We start from the raw sequence: 22615 nt of genomic DNA, 5'->3' as shown, positions 1-22615 counted from the left end.
GGAGTTTCCTCCACCGGGGCCTTTTTTATTGCGGCAGAAACCGGGCCTTAGTCTTCGGCGCTGGCGCCAGCGTCTTCGGCTGCGGCATCGCTGCCGTCACCCGATACGACCACATCGGCCAGCGGATCTTCGACCTTGTCGGCATCGTCGCGCTTGAGCTCCGCCTCATGCTCTTCTTCCGCCGTCTGCGCGGCCAGAAGGGCTTCCTGCATCTTCTTCTGCTGCGCCCGAAGCGCCGCGTCACGCGAAGAGGCGGTGACACGCATGCGGTTCATGCCCGCGCCGGTACCGGCGGGGATGAGACGACCCACGATCACGTTTTCCTTGAGACCGTTGAGCGTATCCGACTTGCCTTCGACGGCCGCCTGCGTGAGCACGCGGGTCGTTTCCTGGAAGGACGCGGCCGAGATGAAGCTGCGGGTCTGCAGCGACGCCTTGGTGATCCCGAGCAGGATGGGCTTGCCTTCCGCTTTCTTCTTGCGCGGGGCAAGCTTGGCGTTGGCTTCGTCCATCTCGTCGCGGTCGACCTGTTCGCCCGGCAGCAGGGTGGTGTCGCCACCGTTGGTGATCTCGACCTTCTGCAGCATCTGGCGAACGATCACCTCGATGTGCTTGTCGTTGATCTTCACGCCCTGCAGTCGGTAGACTTCCTGGATCTCGTTGACGAGATATTCGGCCAGCGCTTCGACGCCCATGACTTCAAGGATGTCATGCGGATCGGGCGAGCCTGCGACCAGGTTGTCGCCTTTCTTCACATAGTCGCCTTCCTGCACGTCGATGACCTTCGCCTTCGGGATCAGGTAATCGATCTGGTCCGAACCATCCTCGGGGATGATCGCAACCTTACGCTTCGCCTTGTAGTCGCGGATGAAGGTGAACTTGCCCGAAGCCTTGGCGATGACCGAATTGTCCTTGGGCTTACGCGCTTCGAACAGCTCGGCGACGCGCGGCAGACCACCCGTGATGTCGCGGGTCTTGGCGGCTTCACGCGGCATACGCGCAAGCACCGTACCGGCTTCCACCTCAGCACCATCCTCGACCGCGATAATCGCGCCCGGAGCCAGGCGATAGACGCCCGCTTCCTCGTCCTTCTTGCCCGTAAGCGTGAGGCGGGGACGGAAGTCTTCCTTCTTCGACTTGGACTGGTTTTCGGTGATCACGCGCTGCGAGATCCCCGTCGACTCGTCGGTCTGCTCGGTCAGGGTCTTGCCATCGACAATATCCTGATACTTCACGACGCCCTTGCGCTCGGTGATGACCGGGCTGAACGAGGGATCCCACTCGGCGATCTTGTCACCCTGCTTGATCATGTGACCGTTCGCAAAGTGCAGCGTCGCACCGTACGGGATCTTGTGCGTCGACAGCTCGCGACCATCGGTATCGAGGATCGCGACTTCGCCCGAACGCGACAGCGAGAGCGTGCGGCCCTTGGCGTCCTCGATCGTCGGCATGTCACGATATTCGATCTTGCCTTCGACCGGGGCTTCGAGGTTCGACTGCTCGTTGAGCTGCGCCGCACCACCGATGTGGAAGGTCCGCATGGTGAGCTGCGTGCCGGGTTCACCGATCGACTGGGCGGCGATGACGCCGACCGCTTCGCCGATATTCACCGGCGTACCGCGCGCGAGGTCACGGCCGTAGCACTTGCCGCACACGCCCTGCTTGGATTCGCATACCAGCGGCGAGCGAATCTTGAGCGCCTGGACGCCCAGGTCCTCGATCTGCTTGGCCATGGCTTCGTCGATCAGGCTGCCCGACTTGATCGCGACCTTGTCCGTTTCCGGATCGACGATGTCTTCGGCCGTCGTACGGCCAAGGACACGATCCGACAGGCTGGCAATGGTCGACCCGCCCTGGACGATGGCGCGCATCTCCAGGACATTGTCGGTCTTGCAGTCTTCTTCGACGATCACGCAGTCCTGGCTGACGTCGACGAGACGACGCGTCAGGTAACCCGAGTTGGCGGTCTTGAGCGCCGTATCCGCGAGGCCCTTACGAGCACCGTGGGTCGAGTTGAAGTATTCGAGGACGGTCAGACCTTCCTTGAAGTTCGAGATGATCGGCGTTTCGATGATCTCGCCCGACGGCTTGGCCATCAGGCCGCGCATACCCGCGAGCTGCTTGATCTGCGCCTGGCTACCACGCGCACCCGAGTGGGCCATCATGTAGATCGAGTTCACGGGGCTTTCGCGTCCGTCCTCGTCCTTCTTGACCGCCTGGATCTCGTCCATCATCTCGTTCGCGACCTGGTCGCCGCAGCGGCTCCAGGCGTCGATGACCTTGTTGTACTTTTCCTGCTGCGTGATCAGGCCGTCCTGATACTGCTGCTCATAGTCGGCGACCTGCGCACGCGTTTCTTCGACCAGCTTTTCCTTGGCGGCAGGGATGACCATGTCGTCCATGCCGAAGGAGATGCCGGCCTTGAAGGCGTGCTGGAAACCGAGGCTCATGATCTGGTCGGCAAAGATGACCGTGTCCTTCTGCCCGGTGTGACGATAGACCTCGTCGATCACCTCGCCGATGTCCTTCTTGGTCAGCAGCTTGTTGACCGTCTCGAAGGGCACCTTGTGGCTCTTGGGAAGCTTTTCACCGAGCAGCATGCGGCCCGGCGTGGTTTCGAAGCGAACCATGCTTTCCTTGCCATCTTCGTCCGTCTGCGGGACTCGGGCGATGATCTTCGAGTGCAGCGTGACCGCGCCGACATTGAGGGCCTGGTGGACCTCGGTCATGTCGGTGAAGATCGAACCTTCGCCCGGCTCACCCTCTTTTTCCATCGTGATGTAATAAAGGCCGAGGACCATGTCCTGCGACGGCACGATGATGGGCTTGCCGTTGGCGGGCGACAGGATGTTGTTCGTGCTCATCATGAGCACGCGTGCTTCCAGCTGCGCCTCAAGGCTCAGCGGGACGTGCACGGCCATCTGATCACCGTCGAAGTCGGCGTTAAAGGCGGCGCAGACCAGCGGGTGAAGCTGGATGGCCTTGCCTTCGATCAGCACCGGTTCGAACGCCTGGATGCCCAAGCGGTGGAGCGTCGGGGCGCGGTTGAGGAGAACGGGGTGCTCGCGAATGACTTCGTCGAGGATATCCCAGACTTCCTTGCGCTCCTTTTCGACCCACTTCTTGGCCTGCTTCAGGGTCATCGAAAGACCCTTGGCGTCGAGGCGCGAGTAGATGAACGGCTTGAACAGCTCCAACGCCATCTTCTTGGGAAGGCCGCACTGGTGCAGCTTGAGTTCCGGACCGGTCACGATGACCGAACGACCCGAATAGTCGACGCGCTTGCCCAGCAGGTTCTGGCGGAAGCGGCCCTGCTTGCCCTTGAGCATGTCGCTGAGCGACTTGAGCGGACGCTTGTTGGCACCGGTGATGGTGCGGCCACGGCGGCCGTTGTCGAACAGCGCATCGACCGATTCCTGCAGCATGCGCTTTTCGTTACGCACGATGATGTCGGGCGCACGCAGTTCCATGAGGCGCTTCAGGCGGTTGTTACGGTTGATGACGCGGCGATAGAGATCGTTGAGATCCGACGTCGCGAAGCGGCCGCCATCCAGCGGGACCAGCGGGCGCAGGTCGGGCGGAATAACCGGGATCACTTCAAGGATCATCCACTCGGGCCGGTTGCCCGAGTCGATGAAGCTCTCGACGACCTTGAGACGCTTGATGATCTTCTTGGGCTTGAGGACCGACTTGGTGGTCTCGAGCTCTTCGAGGAGGTCCTTGCGCTCCTGTTCGAGGTCGAGGTCCATCAGCATCTGCTTGACGGCCTCGGCACCGATGCCGGCCGAGAAGGCGTCTTCGCCATATTCGTCCTGCGCTTCGAGGAGCTCGTCCTCGGTCAGCAGCTGGAACTTCTCGAGCGGGGTGAGGCCCGGCTCGATGACGATATAGCTTTCGAAGTAGAGCACACGCTCGAGCTGCTTCAGCTGCATGTCCAGAAGCAGGCCGATACGGCTCGGCAGCGACTTCAGGAACCAGATATGGGCAACCGGGGCGGCCAGTTCGATATGGCCCATGCGTTCGCGGCGGACCTTCGAAACGGTCACTTCCACGCCGCACTTCTCGCAGACGATGCCCTTGTATTTCATGCGCTTATACTTGCCGCACAGGCATTCATAGTCCTTGATCGGACCGAAGATGCGCGCGCAGAACAGGCCGTCGCGTTCGGGCTTGAACGTACGATAGTTGATCGTCTCAGGCTTCTTGATTTCGCCGAAGCTCCACGAACGGATGCGGTCAGGCGAGGCAAGGCCGATACGGATCTGGTCAAAGGTTTCGGGTTTCGAAACCGGGTTTGCGAAGTTGGTCAGTTCGTTCATCTGATAATCCTCTCATCCCCGGGCGGTGAGGCCCGGGGAAAATAATCCGTTACTCGGCAGCGATCGCGGGCGTGTCGTCTTCGTCATCCCCATCGGAGATGTCTTCCAGATCGACGCTGAGACCCAGCGAACGCATTTCCTTGACCAGAACATTGAAGCTTTCCGGGATGCCGGCTTCGAAGGTGTCGTCGCCCTTGACGATCGCTTCGTATACCTTGGTGCGGCCGACCACGTCGTCCGATTTCACCGTCAGCATTTCCTGGAGCGTATAGGCAGCGCCGTAAGCCTGCAGCGCCCACACTTCCATTTCACCGAAGCGCTGGCCGCCGAACTGCGCCTTACCGCCCAGCGGCTGCTGGGTGACGAGGCTGTACGGACCGATCGAACGCGCGTGGATCTTGTCGTCCACGAGGTGATGCAGCTTGAGCATGTAGATGTAGCCCACGGTGACCTTACGATCGAACGGCTCGCCCGTGCGCCCGTCGAACAGAGTCACCTGGCCCGAACGGTCGAGACCGGCCTTTTCGAGCATGTCGGCTACGTCAGCTTCCTTGGCACCGTCGAACACCGGGGTGCCCATCGGGACGCCGTAGGTGAGGTGGCCTGCAAGCTCCATCACCTGGTCGTCGCTGCGCTCCTTGATGTCCTGCGCATACTTGTCGCCATAGACGTCGGTGAGGTGCGCACGCACCTGCTTGATGTCCTTGGCGGCAATGTCCTTGCCCTTGTGATGGATGTCTTCGAGCATCTCCGAAATCTGCTGGCCAAGACCGCGTGCGGCCCAGCCCAGGTGGGTTTCGAAGATCTGTCCGACGTTCATGCGCGACGGCACGCCCAGCGGGTTCAAGACGATGTCGGCATGCGTGCCGTCTTCGAGGAAGGGCATGTCCTCGACCGGAAGGATCCGGCTGATGACACCCTTGTTCCCGTGACGGCCGGCCATCTTGTCGCCCGGCTGGAGCTTGCGCTTCACCGCGACGAAGACCTTGACCATCTTGAGGACGCCCGGCGGCAGTTCGTCGCCCGCTTCCAGCTTCTGGATGCGATCGTCGAGCTTGGCGTTGATGAGGCCGATGGCTTCATCATACTGCGCCTTGACGGCTTCGAGATCGGCCTGGCGCGCGTCGTTCTTGACCGCGATCTTCCACCAGTCCTTCTGGTCGACCTCTTCGAGCATCCCCTTGGTCAGCTTGGCGCCCTTCTTGATGCCCTTGGGCACCGCGGTGGCGGTCTGACCCGTCAGCATTTCCTCGAGACGCTTGTAGGTCGCGCGGTTGAGGATCGCCTTTTCGTCGTTCGCGTCCTTCTGGAGGCGTTCTTTTTCCTCCTGCTGAATCGCGCGCGTACGGTCATCGATGTCGATGCCGTGGCGGTTGAAGGTGCGCACGTCGACGATCGTGCCGGCAACACCCGGCGGCAGGCGCAGCGACGTGTCGCGCACGTCCGAGGCCTTTTCACCGAAGATGGCGCGCAGCAGCTTTTCTTCCGGCGTCATCGGGCTTTCGCCCTTGGGCGTGATCTTGCCGACCAGGATGTCGCCCGGCTCCACTTCGGCACCGATATAGACGATGCCCGCTTCGTCGAGGTTGCGCAGTGCTTCCTCGCCGACATTGGGAATGTCGCGGGTGATGTCTTCGGGGCCAAGCTTGGTGTCACGCGCCATGACTTCGAATTCCTCGATGTGGATCGAGGTGAAGACGTCGTCCTTCACGATACGCTCGGAGATGAGGATCGAGTCCTCGTAGTTGTAGCCGTTCCAGGGCATGAACGCGACGAGCACGTTACGGCCAAGCGCCAGTTCACCGAACTGGGTCGAGGGACCGTCGGCGATGATTTCGCCGCGGGTGACCGTCTCACCGACCTTCACCAGCGGACGCTGGTTGATGCAGGTGTTCTGGTTCGAGCGCTGGAACTTCTGCAGCGTGTAGATGTCGACGCCGCTTTCGCCGGCCTCGACGTCTTCGGTGACACGCACGACGATACGCGTTGCGTCGACCTGGTCGACCACGCCGGTACGCTTGGCGGCAATCGCCGCGCCCGAATCGCGAGCGACGGTTTCTTCCATGCCGGTACCCACGAGCGGGGCATCGGCCTGGACCAGCGGCACTGCCTGGCGTTGCATGTTCGAGCCCATGAGCGCGCGGTTGGCGTCATCGTTCTCGAGGAACGGGATGAGCGAGGCGGCGACCGAGACCAGCTGCTTGGGCGAAACGTCCATCAGCGTGATCTGCTCGCGCTGCGCCATGAGGAATTCGCCGGCCTGGCGGCTCGAGACGATTTCCTCGACGAAGCTGCCGTCCTTGTTCAGGTCGGCGTTCGCCTGCGCGATCGTGTGCTTCTGCTCTTCCATTGCCGAGAGATAGATGACCTCGTCGGTCACCTTGTTGTTCACGACCTTGCGGTACGGCGTCTCGATGAAGCCATACTTGTTGACGCGGCTGAAGCTGGCGAGCGAGTTGATGAGGCCGATGTTGGGGCCTTCAGGCGTCTCGATCGGGCAGATACGGCCATAGTGCGTCGGGTGAACGTCGCGCACTTCGAAGCCCGCGCGCTCACGCGTGAGACCACCCGGGCCGAGCGCCGACACGCGGCGCTTGTGGGTGACTTCCGAAAGCGGGTTGGTCTGGTCCATGAACTGCGAGAGCTGCGAGGAGCCGAAAAACTCACGAACGGCGGCCACGGCGGGCTTGGCGTTGATGAGGTCGTTGGGCATGACCGTCGACACGTCGACCGAGCTCATGCGCTCCTTGACCGCGCGTTCCATGCGCAGGAGGCCGACGCGGTACTGGTTTTCCAGCAATTCGCCGACCGAACGCACGCGGCGGTTGGCAAGGTTGTCGATATCATCGATGTCGCCCTTGCCGTCCTTGAGATCGACCAGCGTCTTGACGACCGCGAGGATATCTTCGCGGCGCAGCGTGGTGACCGTGTCTTCGGCATCGAGGTCGAGGCGCATGTTGAGCTTCACGCGGCCAACCGCCGAGAGGTCATAGCGCTCGGGATCGAAGAAGAGGCCGTGGAACAACGCGTCCGCGGTTTCGCGGGTGGGCGGTTCGCCCGGGCGCATCACGCGGTAGATGTCGGCCAGCGCCTGATCGGTGTCTTCGGCCTTGTCGGCGTTGAGGGTGTTGCGGATCCAGGGACCCGTGTTGACATAATCGATGTCGAGAAGTTCGATTTCCTTGATCTTGGCAGCGTCGAGCTTTTCCAGCGTCTCGGCCGATACTTCTTCGCCGGCCTCGACGTAGATTGCGCCCGTCTTTTCGTTGATGAGATCATAAGCGGCGAAGCGGCCGAGAATTTCCTCCGTCGGGATCACGACGGTCTTGAGACCATCGCTTTCGGCCTTCTTGGCTGCGCGCGGCGTGATCTTCTTGCCCGCTTCGAACACGACTTCGCCGGTCTTGGCATCGGCAACGTCGTAAGTCGGCTTCAGGCTGCGCCACGCATCGGGGTTGAACGGCATTTCCCAGCCATTCTTGCCGCGCTTCCACGTCACGCGATCGTAGAAGTGCTCGAGGATTTCCTCGTGGTTGAGGCCAAGCGCGTACAGCAGGGTGGTGACCGGCAGCTTGCGCTTGCGGTCGATACGCACGTTGACGATGTCCTTGGCGTCGAATTCGAAATCGAGCCACGAGCCGCGGTACGGGATCACGCGGGCGGCAAACAGGTACTTGCCGCTCGAGTGAGTCTTGCCGCGATCATGGTCGAACAGCACGCCCGGCGAACGGTGCATCTGGCTGACGATGACGCGCTCGGTGCCGTTGATGATGAAGGTGCCGTTGCCCGTCATCAGGGGCATGTCACCCATGTAGACGTCCTGCTCCTTGATATCGATGACCGACTTGGCTTCGGTGTCGGGATCGATCTCGAAGCTGGTGAGGCGCAGCGTGACGCGCATCGGCGCAGCATAGGTCAGGCCGCGCTGGCGGCATTCTTCGGTATCGAACTTGGGCGGTTCCAGCTCATAGCCATCGAAGTCGAGGTGCGCGGTGCCCGCGAAGTCCTGGATGGGGAAAACGCCGCGGAGCGTCTTTTCCAGGCCCGACATATAATCTTCAGCGGGGCGCGAGCGGAGGAAGTCCTCGTAGGATTCCTTCTGCACCTCGATGAGGTTGGGCATTTCCGAAACTTCGTGGATGTTGCCGAAGATTTTGCGGATACGGCGGGCCTTGGAGTGGCCGGCGCGTGTCGTCGGCACGTCTTTTGCTGTGGTAGCCATGAATTTCCCTGCGCTACGGGCGCGCGAACGGGTTCGCGGGCCCTCGATTGCCAAGTGCTGCGCGGCGCCTGGATGACCCATTTCCCATTCGTTCGAACCGTGCGCGTGGGGCGGTTCGTGTCCCGGAAACGGCAGGCAGGCCCCGGGACGCACGAATCCGTGCGGCGGAGCCACATGTCATTGAATGGCTTCGATATACGCTTCCTGTAGGAAAGTTCAAGGGGGATGGTTGCCGTTCTCGCCAAGGTGACGCAGGGTGCGCGGCAACGCGTAGCAGGGGAAACGAGAATGATCCGCAAATCGATGCTTTTGGCCGCCACGGCGGCGTTTTTGTCTTCGGCAGCCGGGGCGCAGGAAAGCGAGTATCGCGTGCTGTCGACGGGCACCGTCATCGGGGCACTCGAGGTCGATCGCGACGGCAACACGTACGACATCGTCTGGGATTACAAGCAGAATGGTCGCGGCCCCACCGTCGCGGAAGTGATCCGTGTCGACGATGCCGGCCGCCCTGTCGAGGTGAAGATCGGCGGGCGAACGACCTTCGGTAACCTGATCGATGAATGGTACCGCCTCGATGGCAATGGCGGCGCGACGTGGCAGGACGCAGCGGGCGGCGGAAGCACCGATACCGACGCATTCTATGTCAGCCAGAGCGGCAGTCCGATGGACCTTGCGCTCCTCACCGAAGCGTTGCTGCGCGATGACGATGGCCGCATCGACACGCTGCCATCGGGCACCGCGGTGCTGACGCCGCGCGACACGGTCGATCTTGCCAGCGATGCGGGCGACGTATCGGTCACGATCTATGAAGTGGCCGGCCTCGACACTTCGCCCAGCTATGTCCTGCTCGACAGCGACGGCAAATTCTTCGGCACGGCAAGCCCGTCCTTTGCCGTCCTGCGCGCAGGCTACGAAGCGCATGACCAGGTGCTGCGCGACATGACCGAACTATATTCGGCCGAGCGGCTCGCCGAACTCCAGGCCACCTACGCGCATACCTATGACGCGCCCGTACGCATTGCCAACGTGCGCATCTTCGACAGCGTCTCCAAGACCGTCGGCGAACCCAGCGACGTCGTCGTTTACGATGGCCGTATCACCATGATCGAGCCGGCGGGCGGCGCGCCCGTCGATGGCGAAGTGCGCATCGAAGGCGAGGGGACAATGATGATCCCCGGCATGTACGAGATGCACGCGCATCTCGGCCGCGAGAGCGCGCTGACCAACGTGCTTGCCGGCATCACCTCGATGCGCGACATAGGCAACCGCAACGAGGTGCTCGACAAGTTGCTCGAGCGGATTGAGGCGGGCGAGCTTGCCGGACCGCGCGTCACGCGCTTCGGCTTCATCGAAGGCGAAAGTCCGTTTTCCTCACGCACCGGCGTCTTGGTGACCAGCGCCGAAGAAGCGGTCGACGCCACGCGCATGTACGCCGCCAAGGGCTTCCATGGCATCAAGCTCTACAATTCGATGAAGCCCGAATGGAATGCGGCGGCCATCGCCGAGGCCAAGAAACTCGGCCTGATGGTCGCGGGACACGTGCCGGCTTTCTCGACTGCCGATGCGATGATCGAGATGGGCTATAGCGAGGTCACGCACGTCAACCAGCTGATGCTCGGCTGGGTGCTGAACGAGGGCGAGGACACGCGCACCCTGTTCCGTTTCACCGCGATGAAGCGCTTTCCCTCGCTCGACCTTTACGGCGACCAGGTCAACGCGACGATCGACGCCATGCTTGCCAACGGCGTGGCGCATGAACCGACGCTAGGCATCCACGAAATCGGCCTGACCGCGAAGGACGGCGAATATCATGCCGGCGCGGTAAGCTATGCCGACAACATGCCGCCGAGCGTGCAGCGCAGCCTCAAGCAGGCGCTGTTCGGCGCCGACACGGCGGAGGAACGGCAGCAATATGTCGATGCCTACGCGACCATCAAGGACACGCTCCGGAGGATGCACAAATCGGGGATCCTCCTGATCCCGGGCACCGATACGGGCGGCGCGCTGACCTATCACCGCGAACTCGAATTGTTCGGCCAGCTCGGCATGAGCAACGAGGAAGTGCTGGCGCGCGCCACGATCGACATGGCGCGCTATCTCGGCCAAGACGAAGATCTTGGCTCGATCGAGCGCGGCAAGCTGGCCGATTTCTTCCTGGTGCGCGGCGATCCGACGGAGGATCTCGGGCAATTGAAGCAGATCGGCCTCGTGTCGCGCGGCGGCACCTTTTATGCCCCCGCCGAGGTTTTGCCGTCGTTCGGGATTACGCCCTTCGCTGAAGCGATCGTGCTGCCCGAACAATAACGCGCTGATAGCAATGCGGCGGCTGTCGTTCCGCCCATTGTCGGCGGCAGGAGGCCAAGCTTTCTCGTCGTCAATGTTGACACGGGTTAAGATTCGCTGCCTGATGCGCACATGAGCTTCATCCGGACCCTGATCGTTCTCCTCTCGCTGCTCATCGGCAGCATGGCGCACGCCGGGGAACCGGCGCGGGTCGTGGCGATTGGCGATCTTCACGGCGACTATGAAGCTTTTCGCGATATTGCGTTGACGGCGAAATTGGTCGATGCGGACGGCGACTGGGCCGGCGGCGAAACCGTGCTGGTCCAGCTAGGCGATGTCACTGATCGCGGGCCCGACAGCCTCAAGATCATCCGCGACCTCATGGCGCTCGAGGAGCAGGCGGCGGCGGCCGGCGGCCAGGTCATCGCGCTCATCGGCAATCACGAAGCCATGAATGTCATTGGCGATCTTCGCTACGTGCATCCGGGCGAATTCGAAGCCTTTGTCGGTCCGAAATCCAAGACACTTCGCCGGGCGTACTGGCGAAACAACGAAGTCGCGTTCCTCGCAAAAATGGAAGCGCGTTATCCCGATGGCAACGCCAAGCAGTGGCGCAAGAAATGGGAAGAAGAGCACCCGCTAGGCTGGATCGAGCATCGGCTTGCCTGGCAGCCCGGCGGCGAACTGGCAAAGTGGTATGCAGGCAAGCAGGCCATTGCCAAGGTCGGCAGCACGCTCTTCGTTCATGGTGGCATCAGCGTGGAGGTCGCCGCGCAGGGTTTCGATGCTGTCAATGCGGAGATCGCGGCTGGACTGACCGATCCTACGCTGATGGCGCCGCTGGAAAACCCGAGGGGGCCGCTTTGGTATCGCGGCAACCTTGAAGAAAAGGCCGGCGACCGTCCGATCGAAATAGTCCGCGGCGAGTTGGACGGGGTGCTTGCAACGCTTGGCGCCAAGCGGCTGGTCGTGGCCCATACGCCGCGGCTCGAAGGCATCGATGCGCAACATGACGGCAGGCTGGTGCGGATCGATACCGGCATGGCCGATCATTATGGCGGTCGGCCCTCCTACCTTGAAATTCTCGACGGCAGGGCGTTTGCAATCGAGCAGGATGACGAGGGAAATTGGGCGCGGCGGGCTCTACCGCAGGAGGGTGCTTCATGATCGGACTGGCAATATCCGCAATGGTGGTGCAGCCCGTGGTCGAGCCCCAACCGCTGTTCGAGAGCGACGCGGTGCTCAACGTGACGATCGCGGGACCCTTCAGCAGGCTGGTGCGGCGGGCAAAGCGTAACCCGGAGCCTTATGCCGTCCGCGTGACCGTCAACGGCATCGTGCACGATGGCACGATCGAAGCCAGGGGCCTCACGCGCAGGGTTGGCGGGTTCTGCACGTTCCCGCCGCTTCGGCTTCGCTTTCCGACAAAGCCCGATGGCGCTTCGCCATTTGCCGGGCAGAACGAACTCAAGATGGTCACGCATTGCCAGGACAAGGGCAATTACGAGCAGGTCATGCTGCGCGAATATGCTGCCTATCGGCTCTACAACGTGATGACCGACGAAAGCCTGCGCGTGCGCCTCGCCAATATCCGGTACGAGAATGAGAGCGGTAGCGAGGTGGCGACGCGAATGGGGTTTTTCATTGAGGATATCGATGCTGCCGCCGACCGGCTGGGCGGGACCGAAATCAACCTCCCGGCGATCGGTTCGCGCTGGGTCGGACAGCAGCGCGCCGCGCGCTATGCTCTATTCCAGTACATGATAGGCAATCTCGACTGGTCGATGTTCCGCGGGCCGCAAGGCCGTGATTGTTGCCACAACAGCAAGGTCATCGGGCCGGACAAGCAGGCGCGCCAGGACCTGATCCCGATACCCTACGACTTCGACATGTCGGGCTGGGTCGATGCGCCTTATGCCATTGCTCCGGAAGGCTTACCCGTCCGCAACGTTCGCCAGCGTCTTTATCGCGGATTGTGCCGCTACGGGCCCGATACGCTGACACTCGCGGCCGATTTACGGGGCCGACGCCCTGAATTCACGGCAGCCTATCGCAACGTTCCGGGCATAAGCGATAGTACGCGCCGGGATCTGGATCGATATCTCGACGATTTCTTTTCGGATATCAGCACCGATGCGCAGGTGCGCGACAAAGTCCTGGATGATTGCCGCTAGCGCGCGGGATACACGGTCAATCGTCCCCGCCGCGTCGCCGTTCCTTCATCGGCCAAGGCGATCCAGCGCCCCCCCAGCATGGCGATACCCTCGGTCATCGGATGTTGGCGCGGCGTAAGCCGGCGCTTTTCCAAAAGCGTGCCCCGCCGATCGAACGTCAGCATCAATCGATTGCGTCCTGACACGATATAGATTGCGCCTGAATTGGGGTCCCAGTCGATCCCCGACGGCCGGAAATCGGGGCGCTCCTCTTTCGTGAGGAAGCCGGACAGAGCGAGCGACAGGAACGGCGTCTCCAGGGCGTGCTCGCTGTCGATGGACCATCGATAGACGGTAAGCCGACGCGCATCGGTTTGCATTCCACCGCGGCGTCCGCGTTTGCACAGTATGAGCAGCTCGCCAGGCTGCGGGCTGGCGGAAAGCCCCTCGATTTCGCAGTGCGGGCCGACGCCACTGTCATGCACGGTATAGGGTACGCGTTGCCGGTGTCGGCCAATGTTGGCGGCGTAGATGAGACCGTCTGAGGTGATCAGGAAAACGCGGCTGCCGACACGGGCGATGCCTTCGAAATCGCCTTCGAGCGTGGGATCGCCAAGTGCAAAGGCGCGCAAGATACGGCCGCGTTCCAACTCGATCTCGTAGACGATGGCATGTTCGTCATTATGCGCGAAAACGCTGCGTTCGCTGGCAATGGCCAGTCCGCTGATCTCTTCCAGTCCGTTGGGCAGGCTGAAACGGCGCGCTTCTTCGATTTGTTGGGCGGTGCCCAGCGTCAAGGCGACGGGCAGCAATGCCGCCAGCTTCATCATCGCTGCTTCTTCTCGCTATCATGTGCCAAAGCCTCGTCGGGCTCGTCGCCATGGTTGGGTCGGAAGAAGCGCAGCGCCCCCTTGATCGCGCCGTAATCCGAACTCCACAGCGCGATGAAGAGATAGTTGAAGAAGATGGAGGTCACGAGCGCCACTTCGAGCGCACCGATACCCGCCGACAGACCGATAGCGATGGCCAGGAAGATATAGAGCGCGTCGCCGGAGCTTTTGAGCGTATTGCGAAAGCGCACTCCTGCCACGATCCCCGCCAGGCTGAAGGCCAGCGCCAGGCTGTTGTGCACGATGACGACGATCGCGGTCACGACGATCGGCAGTACGATGATCGTTTCGACGATCGACTGGTTATATTCGGCTCGGTTGCGGCAAGCCATGTAAAGCCAACTGACCGGCAATACGGTGTAGAGCGCACCGAACATCGCCATCAGCAGCCAGATGATCGAGCCGGTGAGGTCGCCAGCGCGATTGGCGCCGATTTCGATGGCTTCGAAAGGATCGTCGCTGGGGCCGGTCAGCAGCGCTTCGGCACCGCCAATGGGCAGATAGGCTGCACTTTCGGGCACGATTACGGTCATGCCGTACACAATCGCGGTGACAGCGAGATAGTAGATCGTCAGCGCCGCAAATAATCGAACTACGCGCATCCGTATCCCCCTCTAAAGAAGAAAGACACTACGCCAACTCGTGGCAGACGACAAACGAAAGGGGCGACCTTTGGGGAAAGGTCGCCCCGGGATGCTCAATGCCTTGCAAGGGCAAGCGAGGCACGAGCATCGTAGCCTTTTCGCGCGCAAGCAGTGGATGTCAGGATAGACAAGGTCGTTACGGATGCGAGCCGGATGAACGCTTTGCCACCACGCATCGCCGTGAACACATGCGAATTAACGCCGATAACCAGCGTGGCTGTAACCTTTTCCCTTCTGCGTATGAATGATCAGTAGGGTAGGCTGGCGCGACATTCGGGGATTGCGTGCCATCGCAAACGCGCCGCCGATGCTGCGACGCTGGAACGGGGACAGGATGAAGCGCGCACTGATACTTGCCATCACCCATATCGTCGCTTTGGCGGCGGGATTTGCCGCGGGGATCTATTATTTGCCCATACTGACAGCGGAGCACGCGCCCGACGCGAAAGTGCTGGAGCGCGAGGCGGCCGCTGCCACCTATTCGGCGACGCTGACACGCGATCTGCCGGGCAGCGATCGCCTCCACTGGGGCGAGGGTACGATCAGCGTGTCGGAATCGACGATTTCGCATCAAGGCGAATTGGCACCCGGGCCCGACTATTTCGTCTACCTGACACGCGAATTCGTCGACGATGAAGAATCGTTCCTCGCCATCAAGGATCAGGCGCAGCTCATCGGGCCGGTAAAAAGCTATGATGGCTTTCTTCTCGACATCCCCGAAGGCGTGGACATCGAGGGGTACACGACGGTGGTCGTCTGGTGTGAAAGCTTCAAAGAGTTCATCACCGCCGGCCGATATCGCGCACTTGCCGACGGCTGAAGTCTGCAAAAAAAAGGGCGGCCTCCGGTTTGGAGACCGCCCAATAGCAAGCGTCACTGGGGGACTAGCAGGCGCTTACTGAACCGTCGGCATCAGCACGGTGTCGATGCCGTGGATCACGCCGTTGCTTGCCATGATGTCGGCACTGATGACGCCGACATGATTACCGCTGGCGTCCATGATCATCAGCGTTCCGCCATGATCGGCGATCGTGATCGACTGGTCGTTCATCGTTTCGAACGAGGCCGAACCACCGCCCTGCGCGACGATCGATGCGATATCGGCGGCGGTGAGCGCGCCCTCGATGACGTGGTATTTGAGGATTTCGATGAGATCTTCCTCATCGTCGTTCGCGAACAGCGTTTCCAGCGTGCCGTCCGGCAGCTTGGCAAAAGCAGCATCCGTCGGCGCGAATATCGTGAACGGCCCGTCTTCAGCCAACTCCTCGATCATTTCGCCCTCGCCAAGAGCGCGCTCAAGCGTGGAGAAATCGTCCGACGCAAAAGCGATCTCGACAATCGTGCCTTCGCCCTTGTTGTCGCGTTCGGCAAAGTCTTCGCGCGCGTCCTGGACGTCTTCGATGGCGTCCTCGACGGTTTCGGGCTCGACCACTTCCTCCTGGCCCGGCACCGGGCCCATCTGGCCGGCAGTTTCGGGGTCGGCAAAGGCCGGCGTGGAAGCCATCGCACCGAGCGCAATGGCCGCGGTCGCAGTCTTGAACGTAAACATTGTTACTACTCCTAATAAAACGTGCCGCCTCGGGGGCGGCAGGATCAGAAGCAAAACGAAGGTTTTTGGGGATTTTTCCTGCATTCGTCGCACGGCGACAGTCGGCTCGGCGTGAGCCGTGCGGGCGGTGCGACCAGATGTTCGGTAAAAGAAAAAGGGCGGCCCCCGGGAGGGCCGCCCTTCTCGTATCCGGTGAAACCCGGGAAAAGCTTACTTGAGCTCGACGGTGCCGCCGGCTGCTTCGATCTTTTCCTTGATTTCGTTGGCTTCGTCCTTCGAAGCACCTTCCTTGAGGGGCTTCGGCGCGCCTTCGACGAGCGCCTTGGCTTCGCCAAGACCCAGGCCGGTGATCGCACGGACTTCCTTGATGACGTTGATCTTCTTGCCACCGTCGCCGGTGAGGATCACGTCGAACTCGTCCTTTTCTTCGGCCGCAGCGGCGTCACCGCCACCGGCACCCGGGGCTGCAACCGCAACCGCCGCAGAGGCGCTCACGCCCCACTTTTCTTCGAGCATCTTCGAGAGCTCGGCAGCTTCAAGAACGGTCAGTTCCGAAAGCTGGTCAACAATCTTTTCCAGATCAGCCATTTTATTTCTCCGTTTGGGCGTTGTTGCCCGTCGTGTTGTTCAGTCTAACTAATAAAGTCAGGCCGCAGCCTTGGCGCTCAGGACGCGCGCGAGCAGACCCGCGGGCTCCTTCGAAATCTGCGCAATCTTGGTTGCCGGGGCCTGGATAAGGCCGACAATCTTGCCACGCAGTTCGTCGAGCGAGGGCAGTTCGGCCAGTGCCTTGATGCCGTTCACGTCGAGGACGGTCTCACCCATCGCGCCGCCGAGGATTTCGAACCTGTCGTTACCCTTGGCGAACTCCACCGCGACCTTTGCAGCCGCGACGGGATCGGACGAGGTTGCCAGTGCCGTGGGACCCGAAAGAAGGTCACCGATCGGCTGGTACTGGCTGCCATCGAGCGCGAGCTTGGCAAGGCGGTTCTTCGCGACCTTGAACTGGGCACCGGCGTCGCGCATCTTGTTGCGCAGCTCCGACGACTGTTCGACGCTCAGCCCGTGGTTACGGGTGACGACGACAACGCCGGTCTCTGCAAAGACACTCTTCAGCTCGGCAACCAGATCGGCTTTTTGCGAACGATCCATGCCATACTCCCATGTCGTTTCCGCTCTTGGCACCATTGCCAATAGCGGTTGCCTCCTGAGCAAGCTCAGTCAGCGATACTGTCCGTGGGGTTGGATCAACACGACCGGAATGCCTTGCAGCAGGCGGTCGAAAATCTCTCTGTCACCCCGTCTAGGCTGCAAATTAAGGAGCAAGCTCCAGCAACTGTCTCGGACGAGATCGCCGCCCGAAGGCGACGGTCGAGGGGCTCTCTACATGCTGCGTCTGCGAAGTCAAGCGGTTCAGTCGCCTTGCGGGCGGTTGTTCCACGTCATCTTCCTGATCTTCCACGCACCGCTCGGGCGCTTTTCGGCAAGGATCACGTAATTACCGTCATAGGCGGTCTCCTCGCCATCGACGATCCAGGCGGCGCTGCTTCGACCGGTGATGGCCGCAAGGCAGCTTGTCCCTTCGACCGATGCCGTGGAGCGTTCGAAGCGGCTGACCACTGTGGGCGGGCTGTCGGGCGGAAACCAGAACCCGGCAAGCGCGTCGCGGCCGGTCAGCGGCTCGCCGCCGCCTCCCGGAATGATCGTCGCCTTTTCGATGAACAGATCGAGCAAGGCCTCGCGCTGCGCTTCGGTGCCTTCAAGCTTCCAGGCAGCGGCGTAATCCTGGTCGAGCTTGCGTAGCGCTGCCTTGGCGGCGGCATCGAGCGGCTGGCAGGCAGCAGCTTCTGCGACGTCGTTGCCAACCGCGTTGGCTACGTCGCCTTCGCTGGCGGAACAGGCGGTAAGGATCGCGGCAGGCGCAAGCAGCATAATGGTTCGCATGATGTGGATAATATCGCTTTGCAGTCCGCGCTGCTAGTCGTCTTGGCTGCCGGGCGGGTCGTTGGGAAAGGCTTCCTTGCGTGCGGCGACATAACGCCAGATGTCAGACACCACGACCGAGCCTTCGCCGACTGCGCTGGCGACACGCTTCACCGACGAAGCGCGCACGTCGCCGACCGCCCAGATGCCGTCGCAGCTGGTCTGCGCGAACATCGGCCGATCGACGTCCTCTCCGCACAGCACGAAACCCTTGTCATCGAGCTCGACGAGCCCGGACAGCCATTCGGTGTTTGGGGCCGCGCCGATCATGATGAAAAGCCCGCCGCACTCAAATTCACGCTCGCCATCGGGCCCTTCGACGCGGACACGTTCCAGCATCTGGTCGCCGTCCAGCCCCTTCACCTCGTGGTTGAAGTGGATGGTGATCCCGGGATCGGCCTCGAGCCGCTCGGTCAGGTAGGAGGACATGCTGTCAGCCAGGCTGTCGTCGCGCACCATCAGGTGGACGCACTTGGCGACGCGGCTGAGATACATGGCGGCCTGACCGGCGCTATTCCCCCCGCCGATGATGACCGCGTTCTTGCCCGCACAAAAGCGCGCTTCCATGTCGGTCGCGGCGTAATAGATGCCGGCGCCTTCGAATTCGCGGAGACGCGCGATCGGTAGCTTGCGATACTGGACACCGGTGGAAACGAGGATGGCGCGGGCGCACAATTCGTCGCCCTCGTCGAGCTGCGCGCAGAACGTGCCATCGTCGCGCCGGCGCAATCCCTCGACACGGCGCGGCATGACGAAACGGGTGCCAAACTTCATCGCCTGCACTTGTCCGCGATAAACAAGGTCTGCCCCAGATATCCCTGTCGGGAAGCCCATGTAATTTTCGATCCGGCTGGAAGTGCCGGCCTGGCCGCCGATCGCCGTATCTTCGATCACCAGCGCATCGAGCCCTTCGGATCCTGCATAGACCGCCGCAGCCACGCCGGCCGGCCCGCCGCCGACGATTAGAAGGTCGACATCTTTCGTGGTGCAGACGTTTAGATCGAGCCCCAACAGACGCGCTACCTTGCGCGGGGTGGGGTCGTCGATGACCCGCTCGGTCCCGATCACGACCGACGGTTCATGATCGACCAGCGTACATAATTTGCGCGCTTCCTTGTCTTCGCCTTCCAGATCGTACGACTGGAAAGGGATGCGATTGCGGCTGAGGAACGAGGCAACCGCACGCACCGCCCCATCGCGGTCGGCGCCGACGATCTTGATGGCCGATCGCTCGTCCTCGAACTGCTTGCGCCGCCGCGCCGAGAAGACGTCGATGATATGGTCCGACAGTTCGGGGACCTTGCGCATCAGGTCGAGCATGGCCTCGCGCGGTGCTTCGAGCGTCCTGGTGTCCTTGGCGGCGCGCATGGGCAAAGTGTGGCTTCCGGCATTGAGGAACGCCAGTTCGCCCATGAACTGTGTTGGCCCCAGCGTGCTTTCGATCAGCCGCTCGCCCGTAAAATCGTCGACGACCTCGATCTCGCCGTCGAGAACATAGACGAAGCGGTCCATTGGATCGCCGATTTCGGCGACCATTTCGCCCGCCTTGTAGCTTTTCTCCTCGGCGATCTTGCGGATGGCGTCGACATGCTCATCCGACAGCGGCACGCGCTTCATCACCTCAAGGTCCGCGCCAATCGATTCCATGCTGATACTGTCCTTCTACTCGAGCGTCTAACGCGCTGTGGGCGGCGAAAGTGCCAAGGGCCATGCCTCTTGCCAAATGATGCGATCCGTCCATGATGCACCCGAGGTAAGGGGGGCATGTGGCCGATCTCTTTTTGTCCTATGCGCGCGCCGATCAAACGACGGTCGAACGGCTCGCGGCGGCGTTGGAAGCGCGGGGATATTCGGTCTGGTGGGACCGCCACATGGAATCGGGTGCCCAATTCTCAAAGGAAATTGAACAGCAGATAGAACGGGCAAGGGCCACGCTGGTTTGCTGGTCGAAGGACAGCGTGGAATCGCGCTGGGTGCGCGACGAAGCCAACTATGCCGCCGAGCGCGACAAGCTGCTTGCGGTCACGCTGGATGGCACCCTGCCACCGATGGGTTTTGGACAGTTCCACGCAATGTCGCTCGAAAATTGGAAGGGCGATGCCGATACTTTGTCGCCACTGATCAACGCCATCGCCCACAAGCTGGGCGACGAGGCGGACGGGGAAAGGCCGGCCACTCCCGGGCCCGCGCCGAAGGTCAAACGCACCTGGCTGGTGGCTGCCGTGGCCGCTTTCCTCGCGGCGATCGGGGCGGTGTTCATTCCAAAGCTTATCGCGAATGATCCGGCTACCGAACAGGCGATGCAGGCCTCGATCGCTGTGCTGCCGTTCGAAGCGCTGAGCGAGGACGAAAGCGACGCCTATTTCGGGCGCGGCATCGCCGAAGAATTGCTCAACGCGCTTGCCAACTTCCCCGATCTCAAGGTGGCGGGCAGGGCCTCTGCCTTTTCATTCGAAGGTAGTGATGCGCTGAACAATGAAATCGGCGAACAGCTCGGCGTCGATCATATACTGCAGGGCACGGTTCGCCGCGCTGGAGACCGGGTGCGCATCACAGCAAGCCTGACCAGCGCCAGCGACGGATCGCAGCTCTGGTCCGAGACCTACGAACGCGAACTGACCGACATTTTTGCCATTCAGGACGAGATCGTCGAAGAATTGGCCCGCGTTCTCCAGTTCCGGCTAGGCGTGGGAGCGGGCGCTGGTCGCGCCGAGGCCAAAGGCGTCGATCCGCGCGCCTACGAAGCGTATCTTCGCGGTCTCGATTTCTGGCACCGCCGCGAGGAACCGCAGAACCGCTCCGAAGCGATTGCCAGCTTCAGGGAAGCGACCGAACTCGATCCGGATTTTGTTGACGGTTGGTCGGCGCTTGGCATGGGTGTGGCGTGGAGCAGCTCGTACGTGGAAGACGCGTTCGGTTTCGATGCCGTCGAGGTCACGGAAGACGCATTACGGCGGGCACTCGCGCTCGATCCGGGCAACGCGCGGGCCAACGCCGTGCGTGCGGCATGGGAACGCGATGTTGATGCCGCGCAGGCCTCTTTCCAAGCCGCTTACGAACGCGCCCCCAATGATTCGCTCGTCAATTATGCGGGCGGGATGATGTATGAATATCTGGGCGACTTCGATGCCGCCATCCGCCACTTCGATCGCGCTCTCCTCCTCGATCCGCTCAACCGCACGGTATCGCGTGTCAGGGCGTTGGCGCTTGGTGCGGTCGGTCGTTATGGCGAGGTCGAAGACGAAATCCGTACGATCGCGACCTGCGGCGAACAATGCGACTATGGGCACGTGATCATGGCCGCTAACGGGCTTGTCGCCAGCCTGCATTCCGAAGACCCGGGCAAGATTGCGCAATGGCTCGAACTGCTTGGCCGGAACCATGCCCGCGCCCCCTCGCAATCCGAATATGACAGGCTATGGATCGGCTGGCTCGAAGGGCGCGCGCGCGAGGTCGCCAATGGCACGCCGTTCAAGGCCGCCCCTTTCACGGACGCGCAGAATTTCTCGCTCGGCGTCGGGATGGCGACCCCGGCATCCTTGCTGGCGCAAGGCGGCCAGGTCGAAAACGCGATCGATCTGCTCGAAGTCGGGTATCAGAAGCGCGAACTGTTCGGTCCCAACGATTTCTGGCCGCTGCTCGAGGGTCGCTACGAGTTCCCCGACGAAATGCGCCGCCATCCGCGCTTTCACGCCATCTGGGCCAATCCCGACATGGCGCGTCTTGCGGAAGTTCGCCGGGCCAATGGCCAGACCGCGGGATTGCCGCTGCCGATCAGGCAATGAAAAAGGCCGGAGCGGATGCGCCCCGGCCTCTTTAGTCTGTCACCGTGGAAGCGAACGCCTAGGCGTCGGCTTCCTTGGCAGCCTGCGTGCCCTCGACATCGGCCAGGTCGAGCTTGAGGCCCGGACCCATCGTCGAGGTGATCGCGACCTTGCGGACATAGCGACCCTTGGCGCCCGAAGGCTTGGCCTTGATGATCGCGCCCACAAAGGCGTCGAAATTCTTGCGCAGCGCGTCTTCGGCGAAGCTCGCCTTGCCGATGCCGGCATGGATGATCCCGTTCTTTTCGACGCGGAACTGCACTTCGCCGCCCTTGGCCGCTTCGACAGCCGCCGCCGGATCGGGCGTCACGGTGCCGAGCTTGGGGTTGGGCATCAGGCCTTTGGGGCCCAGCACCTTACCGAGGCGACCGACGATGCCCATCATGTCGGGCGTCGCGATGATGCGGTCATAGTCGAGATTGCCGTTCTGCATGTCTTCCATGAGATCTTCGGCACCCACCTTGTCGGCGCCTGCCTTCTGCGCGGCTTCGGCCTTGTCACCGCGCGCGAACACGGCGACCTTGATGTCCTTGCCAGTGCCCGAGGGCAGCGCGACGACGCCGCGGACCATCTGGTCTGCGTGGCGCGGATCGACACCCAGGTTCATCGAGACTTCGATGGTCTCGTCGAACTTGGCGGTGGCGCATTCCTTGACGAGCTTGATGGCGTTGTCGACGTTGTAGATCGCGTCGTTATCGACCTTTTCGTACTGGGCCTTCTGCTTCTTGGTCAGCTTCTTCGCCATGAT

At 61.9% G+C, this 22615-nt stretch carries 15 protein-coding genes; 5 read left to right on the top strand and 10 right to left on the bottom strand.

Annotated features, from left to right (window positions below; genetic code table 11):
- Nucleotides 1–47: 47 nt before the first annotated feature.
- Both rpoC and rpoB read right to left on the bottom strand, forming a co-directional pair.
- Entirely contained in the window at nucleotides 48–4319 is a 4272-nt protein-coding gene (rpoC, locus tag NUX07_RS09665; RefSeq protein WP_265530366.1) for a DNA-directed RNA polymerase subunit beta', read from the bottom strand.
- A gap of 49 nt (nucleotides 4320–4368) precedes the next feature.
- Nucleotides 4369–8541: a DNA-directed RNA polymerase subunit beta gene (gene rpoB, locus NUX07_RS09660; RefSeq protein ID WP_265530365.1), complete on the bottom strand. Its 4173-nt coding sequence runs from the start codon at nucleotides 8539–8541 to the stop codon at nucleotides 4369–4371.
- Between the two features lie 288 nt (nucleotides 8542–8829).
- Between rpoB and NUX07_RS09655 the strand changes: the two genes are divergently transcribed.
- The 3 genes from NUX07_RS09655 (at nucleotide 8830) to NUX07_RS09645 (ending at nucleotide 12998) form a co-directional block, all read left to right on the top strand.
- Nucleotides 8830–10845, top strand: coding sequence for an amidohydrolase family protein (locus tag NUX07_RS09655; protein WP_265530364.1), 2016 nt, complete (start codon nucleotides 8830–8832; stop codon nucleotides 10843–10845).
- 111 nt (nucleotides 10846–10956) lie between these two features.
- Entirely contained in the window at nucleotides 10957–11991 is a 1035-nt protein-coding gene (locus NUX07_RS09650; RefSeq protein ID WP_265530363.1) for a metallophosphoesterase, read from the top strand.
- Nucleotides 11988–12998 (top strand): hypothetical protein, encoded by a 1011-nt coding sequence (locus NUX07_RS09645; RefSeq protein WP_265530362.1) that lies wholly within the window; start codon nucleotides 11988–11990, stop codon nucleotides 12996–12998. Before NUX07_RS09650 ends, NUX07_RS09645 begins: the two co-directional genes overlap by 4 nt.
- Here NUX07_RS09645 and NUX07_RS09640 read toward each other — a convergent pair.
- A complete protein-coding gene (locus NUX07_RS09640; RefSeq protein ID WP_265530361.1) occupies nucleotides 12995–13807 on the bottom strand; it encodes a hypothetical protein in 813 nt (270 codons plus the stop codon). The two genes, NUX07_RS09645 and NUX07_RS09640, sit on opposite strands and share 4 nt — an antisense overlap.
- Nucleotides 13804–14469, bottom strand: a complete 666-nt coding sequence (locus NUX07_RS09635; protein ID WP_265530360.1) for a DUF4956 domain-containing protein — start codon at nucleotides 14467–14469, stop codon at nucleotides 13804–13806. The genes NUX07_RS09640 and NUX07_RS09635 overlap by 4 nt, the downstream gene beginning before the upstream one ends.
- Nucleotides 14470–14845: 376 nt before the next feature.
- Here NUX07_RS09635 and NUX07_RS09630 point away from each other — a divergent pair, with 376 nt between their 5' ends.
- Complete coding sequence (locus tag NUX07_RS09630) at nucleotides 14846–15331, top strand: DM13 domain-containing protein (RefSeq protein WP_265530359.1); 486 nt, start codon at nucleotides 14846–14848, stop codon at nucleotides 15329–15331.
- Between the two features lie 75 nt (nucleotides 15332–15406).
- Here NUX07_RS09630 and NUX07_RS09625 read toward each other — a convergent pair whose 3' ends face one another.
- From NUX07_RS09625 to NUX07_RS09605, 5 genes are all read right to left on the bottom strand, one after another.
- Complete coding sequence (locus NUX07_RS09625) at nucleotides 15407–16060, bottom strand: fasciclin domain-containing protein (protein WP_265530358.1); 654 nt, start codon at nucleotides 16058–16060, stop codon at nucleotides 15407–15409.
- Between the two features lie 210 nt (nucleotides 16061–16270).
- Nucleotides 16271–16648: a 50S ribosomal protein L7/L12 gene (gene rplL / locus NUX07_RS09620; RefSeq protein ID WP_218632534.1), complete on the bottom strand. Its 378-nt coding sequence runs from the start codon at nucleotides 16646–16648 to the stop codon at nucleotides 16271–16273.
- A 57-nt stretch (nucleotides 16649–16705) separates the two neighbouring features.
- A complete protein-coding gene (rplJ, locus tag NUX07_RS09615) occupies nucleotides 16706–17212 on the bottom strand; it encodes a 50S ribosomal protein L10 (RefSeq protein WP_265530357.1) in 507 nt (168 codons plus the stop codon).
- 261 nt (nucleotides 17213–17473) lie between these two features.
- Nucleotides 17474–18004, bottom strand: a complete 531-nt coding sequence (locus NUX07_RS09610; RefSeq protein ID WP_265530356.1) for a nuclear transport factor 2 family protein — start codon at nucleotides 18002–18004, stop codon at nucleotides 17474–17476.
- A gap of 33 nt (nucleotides 18005–18037) precedes the next feature.
- Nucleotides 18038–19690 carry an FAD-dependent oxidoreductase gene (locus NUX07_RS09605; RefSeq protein ID WP_265530355.1) on the bottom strand — a complete coding sequence of 551 codons (1653 nt, stop codon included), beginning with the start codon at nucleotides 19688–19690 and terminating at the stop codon, nucleotides 18038–18040.
- Nucleotides 19691–19809: 119 nt separating this feature from the next.
- On the opposite strand from NUX07_RS09605, the gene NUX07_RS09600 reads away from it, so the two are divergent.
- Complete coding sequence (locus NUX07_RS09600) at nucleotides 19810–21828, top strand: TIR domain-containing protein (RefSeq protein WP_265530354.1); 2019 nt, start codon at nucleotides 19810–19812, stop codon at nucleotides 21826–21828.
- A gap of 58 nt (nucleotides 21829–21886) precedes the next feature.
- On the opposite strand, the gene rplA is transcribed toward NUX07_RS09600, so the two are convergent.
- Nucleotides 21887–22612 carry a 50S ribosomal protein L1 gene (gene rplA, locus NUX07_RS09595; RefSeq protein WP_265530353.1) on the bottom strand — a complete coding sequence of 242 codons (726 nt, stop codon included), beginning with the start codon at nucleotides 22610–22612 and terminating at the stop codon, nucleotides 21887–21889.
- Nucleotides 22613–22615 lie beyond the last annotated feature (3 nt).

This window comes from Sphingomicrobium marinum (assembly GCF_026157105.1).
In the GTDB taxonomy this organism is placed as follows: domain Bacteria; phylum Pseudomonadota; class Alphaproteobacteria; order Sphingomonadales; family Sphingomonadaceae; genus Sphingomicrobium; species Sphingomicrobium marinum.
This window is presented reverse-complemented; position numbering and strand designations above follow the sequence as displayed.